Here is a 6,135-nt window from a genome sequence, read left to right on the forward strand (position 1 = left end):
CTGATTTCATACAAACAAACAAGGAGAGACTGTCATGGCCCAGACCCTGTCACCTGCCGAAGAAGCGCTGCGCGACGCCGCACGCGACTACCACCGCTCGCCCAGCAAGGGCAAGATTTCCATCACCCCCACCAAGCCGCTCCTGAACCAGCGCGACCTGTCGCTGGCCTACTCGCCAGGCGTGGCCTACCCGTGCCTGGACATCGAGGCCGACCCGGCCACCGCCTTCGAATACACCGCCCGCGGCAACCTGGTGGGCGTGGTCACCAACGGCACCGCGGTGCTGGGCCTGGGCGACATCGGCCCGCTGGCCGCCAAGCCGGTGATGGAAGGGAAGGGATGCCTGTTCAAGAAGTTTGCCGGCATCGACGTGTTCGACATCGAGCTGGCCGAGCGCGACCCGGACAAGCTGGTCGACATCATCGCCGCGCTCGAGCCCACCCTGGGCGGCATCAACCTGGAAGACATCAAGGCGCCCGAGTGCTTCTACATCGAGCGCAAGTTGCGCGAGCGCATGAACATCCCGGTGTTCCATGACGACCAGCACGGTACCGCCATCATCTCGGCCGCCGCCCTCATCAACGGGCTGGAGCTGGTGGGCAAGAAGATCGAAGACGTGAAGATCGCCGTCTCCGGCGCCGGCGCCGCCGCCATCGCCTGCCTGGACGTGATGGTGGGCCTGGGCGCCAAGGTGGCCAACATCTTCGCGGTCGATTCCAAGGGCCTGATCTACGAAGGCCGCCCGGGCGGCTTTGACGATTCGAAGGCGCGCTATGCGCAAAAGAACACCGACGCCCGCACCCTGGCCGACGTGGTGAACAAGGCTGATGTCTTCCTGGGCTGCTCGGCCCCCGGCGTGCTCAGCGGGGACATGGTCAAGACCATGGCCGACCAGCCGATCATCCTGGCGCTGGCCAACCCCGAGCCCGAGATCCGCCCCGAGATCGCGAAGGCGGTGCGGCCCGACTGCATCATCGCCACCGGCCGCTCGGACTACCCGAACCAGGTCAACAACGTCCTGTGCTTCCCCTACATCTTCCGCGGCGCGCTCGATTGCGGGGCCACCAAGATCACGGAAGAAATGAAGCTGGCCTGCGTGCGCGAGATCGCCGACCTGACCAAGGCCGAGATCAGCGAAGAGGTGGCCACCGCCTACGTCGGCCAGGAGCTGGCCTTCGGGCCCGACTACCTGATTCCCAAGCCCTTCGACTCACGCCTGATCCTGCGCATCGCGCCGGCCGTGGCCAAGGCAGCCAAGGAATCGGGCGTGGCGACGCGCCCCATCGAAGACCTGGACGCCTACCGCCAGCACCTGTCGCGCTTCGTCTATCACACCGGCATGTTCATGCGCCCGGTGTTCAGCGCCGCCAAGGCGGCCCCGGCCAAGCGCATCGCCTATGCCGAGGGCGAGGACGAGCGCGTGCTGCGCGCCGCCCAGTGGGCGGTGGACGAAGGCATTGCCCGGCCGATCCTGGTGGGCCGCCCCGCCGTGATCGAGACGCGCGTGAAGAAGGCCGGGCTGCACCTGCGTCTGGGCACCGACGTCGAGATCGTCAACCCGGAAGACGATCCGCGCTTTCGCACCTACTGGGAAGCTTTTCACAAGCTGATGGCCCGCCAGGGCGTGACGCCGGAAGCCGCCAAGACCATGGTGCGCCGCTCCAACACCACCATCGCCGCGCTGATGGTCTACCTGGGCGACGCCGACGCCATGCTGTGCGGGCTGGTGGGGCGCTTCGACGTGCACCTGGACCACATCCGCAACATCATCGGCCTGAAGCGCGGCGCGCCGGGCTTTGCCACGCTGAACGCGCTCACGCTCGACAAGCACACCTTGTTCGTGGCGGACACCAACGTGCACGAGGACCCGAGCGCCGAGATGCTGGCCAGCATAGCGGTGATGGCGGCCGAGGAGATCCACCGCTTCGGCCTGCCGCCCAAGGTGGCCTTCCTGTCGCACTCCAACTTCGGTAGCTCCACCCGCGCCTCGGCCAAGAAGATGCGACTGGCGCGCGAGCTGTTCTCCCAGCTGGCGCCGGAGATCGAATGCGACGGCGAGATGCATGGCGATGCCGCCCTGTCCTCCGACATCCGGCACACCGCCCTGCCCGAGACCACTTTGAGCGGCGACGCCAACCTGCTGATGTGCCCCAACCTGGATGCCGCCCACATCCTCTACAACGTGTTGAAGATGACCGGCGGCCACGGCGTGACGGTGGGCCCGATCCTGCTGGGCGCCGCCAGCTCGGCCCATGTGCTGACGCCCTCGGCCACGGTGCGGCGCGTGGTCAACATGACGGCGCTGGCGGTGGCCAATACAGGCATTCACAAATAGGGTGCAAATAGGGGTGTAGAGGCCGGAACATCGCGCCCCGGCCTGGTGCACCGCCCTTCGGCAGCGACGCGCACCGCGATGGTTTGTGCCTACGGATTCGCACCAATGGCGTGCGGGCACCCTTATTGCTTGAATTCGTGACCGTTTTTCTCAAACCGAGTCACGAACAATGAATAAGCGCCAGCTGCTCCAGTCCTTTCTTGCCGCCTCCGCCCTTTCCTTCGGGATGAGCGCCGCCCAGGCCCAGACCCCGATCAAGTTCCAGCTCGACTGGCGTTTCGAAGGCCCGGCCGCGCTCTTTCTGCATCCTGCTGCCAAGGGCTACTTCAAGGCCGCCGGCCTGGACGTGGCCATCGACGCCGGCAGCGGCTCCGGCGGCACGGTGACGCGCGTGGCCTCGGGCGCCTACGACATGGGCTTTGCCGACCTGGCCGCGCTGATGGAGTTCCACGCCAACAACCCGGATGCACCGAACAAGCCGGTGGCCGTGATGATGGTCTACAACAACACGCCGGCCTCGGTCATGACGCTGAAGAAGAGCGGCATCACCAAGCCCGCCGACCTGACCGGCAAGAAGCTGGGCGCGCCGGTGTTCGACGCCGGCCGCCGCGCCTTCCCGATCTTCGCCAAGGCCAACAACGTGGGCGCGGTGAACTGGACTGCGATGGATCCGACCTTGCGCGAGACCATGCTGATGCGCGGCGACATCGACGCCATCACCGGCTTCACCTTCACCTCGCTGCTCAACCTGGAAGCGCGCGGCGCCAAGGCCGGCGACATCGTGGTGCTGCCCTACCCCGACTACGGCGTGAAGCTGTATGGCAACGCCATCATCGTTGCACCCAAGCTCCTGAAGGAAAAGCCGGAGGCGGTGAAGGCCTTTCTTGCGGCCTTCACCAGGGGCGCCAAGGAAGTGATCGCCAATCCGGCGCTGGGCATCGAATCGGTGAAGGCGCGCGACGGCATCATCGACACGGCGCTGGAAACGCGCCGCCTGAAGCTGGCCATCGACACTGTCATCAACAGCCCCGACGCACGCAGCGAGGGCTTCGGCGTGGTGAACCCGGCCCGCCTGTCGCTGATGGCGTCCCAGGTGTCGGACGCCTTCAATACCAAGTCGCGCGTGAACCCCGAGGTGGTGTGGACCTCGGCCATGCTGCCGCCGGCCGCCGCACTCGACATCCTGCCGAAGAAGTAATGGAGGCTTCTTCTCTTTCGAGCGAACAACGGCAGGAAACGCCCTTCGTCGACTTCCAGGATGTCTGGCTCGCCTACAACGAGGAGTTGCTGCGCGCCAATCACTTCGCGGTCGAGGCCATCGACCTGAAGGTGCGCCAGGGCGAGTTCATCGCCATCGTCGGGCCTTCGGGCTGCGGCAAGTCCACCTTCATGAAGCTCACGACCGGGCTGAAGATGCCCTCGATGGGCAGGATCTTGATCGACGGCCAGCCGGTGACCGGCCCGCTGAAGATCTCGGGCATGGCCTTCCAGGCGCCTTCGCTGCTGCCCTGGCGCACCACGGTCGACAACGTGCTGTTGCCGCTGGAGATCGTGGAGCCTTATCGCGGGAGTTTCAAGAAAAGGCGCAAGGCGTACGAGGAACGTGCCCGGCGACTCTTGCAGAAGGTGGGCCTGGGCGGCTACGAGGACAAGTTCCCCTGGCAGCTGTCGGGCGGCATGCAGCAGCGCGCCAGCATCTGCCGCGCGCTGATCCATGAGCCCAAGATGCTGCTGCTGGACGAGCCCTTCGGCGCGCTCGATGCCTTCACCCGTGAAGAACTGTGGTGCATCCTGCGCGACCTGTGGACCGAGCAGCGCTTCAACGTCATTTTGGTGACGCATGACCTGCGCGAGTCGGTCTTCCTGGCCGACACCGTGTACGTGATGAGCAAGAGCCCCGGCCGCTTCGTCGTCAAGCGCGAGATCGCGCTGCCGCGCCCGCGCGAGCTCGAGGTGACCTACACCAAGGAGTTCTCCGACATCGTGCACGAGCTGCGCGGACACATCGGTGCCATCCGCAGCAGCAAGGCGGTGGCAGCATGATGAAAAGCAACAAGCAACTCGAACGCTGGTCGCCCTGGCTTCTTCTGGTGGCCGTCATCGTGCTGTGGCAGATCCTGTGCTCGGCCTTCAACGTCTCGGAGTTCATCTTCCCCAGCCCCTGGCGCATCTGGACGCAGTTCTGGGAATTCAAGACCGTCATCGCCGGCCATGCCTGGCGCACCTTCTGGGTGACGATGGCGGGCTTCGGCCTGGCCATCGTGGTGGGCGTGCTGCTGGGCTTCGTGATCGGCAGCTCGCGCCTGGCCTATGCCGCGGTCTATCCGCTGATGACGGCCTTCAACGCCCTGCCCAAGGCGGCCTTCGTGCCGATCCTGGTGGTGTGGTTCGGCATCGGCGTCGGGCCGGCGATTCTCACGGCCTTCTTGATCAGCTTCTTCCCGATCATGGTGAACATCGCCACCGGCCTGGCCACCCTCGAACCCGAACTGGAGGACGTGCTGCGCGTGCTGGGCGCCAAGCGGTGGGACGTGCTGGTGAAGATCGGCTTGCCGCGCTCCATGCCCTACTTCTACGGCTCGCTGAAGGTGGCGATCACGCTGGCTTTTGTCGGCACCACGGTGTCGGAGATGACCGCCGCCAACGAGGGCATCGGCTACCTGCTGATCTCCGCCGGTTCGGCCATGCAAATGGGCCTGGCCTTTGCGGGATTGATGGTGGTGGGCGCGATGGCGATGATCATGTACGAACTCTTCTCGGCGGTGGAGAAGCACACCACGGGTTGGGCACACCGGGGATCGCAAGGCGGTTGAGCCGATGGAGCCGGATGTAGGCGGCGCCTTAAGATCCATGGCACGCCGACTGATCCGACACCATCTTGCCTTCGACGCCTCTTCTTCGCACGACGCTCGCCATCCCTGTTCTGCTGTGCACGGTGCTGCTGCTCGCGGCCTGCGGCAGCACGCCGCGTCAATCGGCCGGGACTGCAAGCCCGCGCTATGCGCCGCTGAGCACCGTCCAGGCCGAAGACATCGCCATCCACGCCCTGGGACTGGTCGGCACGCCCTATCGCTATGGCGGCAACACGCCCGAGGGCGGCTTCGATTGCAGCGGCCTGATCGGCTATGTCTACAAGAGCCGCGCCGGGCTCACCGCGCCGCGCACCGTCGCGCAGCTGGCCGGCTTTGGCGAAACGGTCGAACGCGATGCGCTGCGAACCGGCGACCTGGTGCTGTTCGGCGGCGGTAGCCGTCCCTCGCACGCGGGCATCTATGTGGGTGAAGGGCGCTTCGTGCATGCGCCCTCTACCGGGGGCACGGTGAGGTTGGATCGGCTGGCCGGTGCCTATTGGGCACGGCAGTCGGTGGCGGTGCGGCGGCCCTGATCGTTGGTGTTCCATCGCGATTGAGGTTTGGGCGCGGCAAAGGCCTGTGTGCCCCTGTGCCGGCGCTTCACTCGGACGGCCGGCGCTGCGCGCCGGCTCCCCTGCGATGCTCGCGGACCCGGCCCTGCGGCAGAACTCGCGGCGTTCACTTCGTTCACTCTGCTCAAACAACTGCCGCAAGCTAGATGTTGAAGCACGCGTGTCCTTCGGCACGCGTGCGGGCCGGGCCCACTGCGCTTCTCGGCGCCCGAGAGGCGCGCCGGCACAGGGGCACACAGGCCTTTGCCAGACGCCGGGCGCTCGATCGGCCGTTCGTTCCCAGGTTGATCAACCGCAGCGCGTCAGCGCGGCAGGTGTTTGCCGCGGCGGGCGATTTGTGCGGCGGCGAGAAGCGCAGCGCAGGGGGCGTGCACGC

The 6,135-nt window shown here is 66.2% G+C and carries 5 protein-coding genes; all 5 read left to right on the forward strand.

What is annotated here, in order from left to right; genetic code table 11:
- Positions 1-34 precede the first annotated feature (34 nt).
- The 5 genes from ACIPRI_RS24525 to ACIPRI_RS24545 all read left to right on the forward strand — a co-directional run bounded on the left by ACIPRI_RS24525 (position 35) and on the right by ACIPRI_RS24545 (position 5,720).
- Positions 35-2,335, forward strand: coding sequence for an NADP-dependent malic enzyme (locus ACIPRI_RS24525; RefSeq protein ID WP_446624111.1), 2,301 nt, complete (start codon positions 35-37; stop codon positions 2,333-2,335).
- 169 nt (positions 2,336-2,504) lie between these two features.
- Entirely contained in the window at positions 2,505-3,533 is a 1,029-nt protein-coding gene (locus tag ACIPRI_RS24530; protein WP_446624112.1) for an ABC transporter substrate-binding protein, read from the forward strand.
- The gene (locus tag ACIPRI_RS24535; protein ID WP_446624113.1) at positions 3,533-4,378 is read left to right on the forward strand and encodes an ABC transporter ATP-binding protein; all 846 of its coding nucleotides are present in this window, start codon (positions 3,533-3,535) and stop codon (positions 4,376-4,378) included. Before ACIPRI_RS24530 ends, ACIPRI_RS24535 begins: the two co-directional genes overlap by 1 nt.
- Complete coding sequence (locus ACIPRI_RS24540) at positions 4,378-5,148, forward strand: ABC transporter permease (protein WP_446624122.1); 771 nt, start codon at positions 4,378-4,380, stop codon at positions 5,146-5,148. The genes ACIPRI_RS24535 and ACIPRI_RS24540 overlap by 1 nt, the downstream gene beginning before the upstream one ends.
- Positions 5,149-5,213: 65 nt before the next feature.
- Positions 5,214-5,720, forward strand: coding sequence for a C40 family peptidase (locus ACIPRI_RS24545; protein WP_446624114.1), 507 nt, complete (start codon positions 5,214-5,216; stop codon positions 5,718-5,720).
- The last annotated feature ends 415 nt before the right edge of the window (positions 5,721-6,135 follow it).

The organism is Variovorax sp. LARHSF232, from assembly GCF_052871435.1.

Excerpts from the sequence above, each read along its gene's own strand:
- ACIPRI_RS24540 (WP_446624122.1), top strand. The coding sequence starts at position 4,378 with ATGAAAAGCAACAAGCAACTCGAACGCTGGTCGCCCTGGCTTCTTCTG.
- ACIPRI_RS24525 (WP_446624111.1), top strand. The coding sequence starts at position 35 with ATGGCCCAGACCCTGTCACCTGCCGAAGAAGCGCTGCGCGACGCCGCA.
- ACIPRI_RS24530 (WP_446624112.1), top strand. The coding sequence starts at position 2,505 with ATGAATAAGCGCCAGCTGCTCCAGTCCTTTCTTGCCGCCTCCGCCCTT.
- ACIPRI_RS24535 (WP_446624113.1), top strand. The coding sequence starts at position 3,533 with ATGGAGGCTTCTTCTCTTTCGAGCGAACAACGGCAGGAAACGCCCTTC.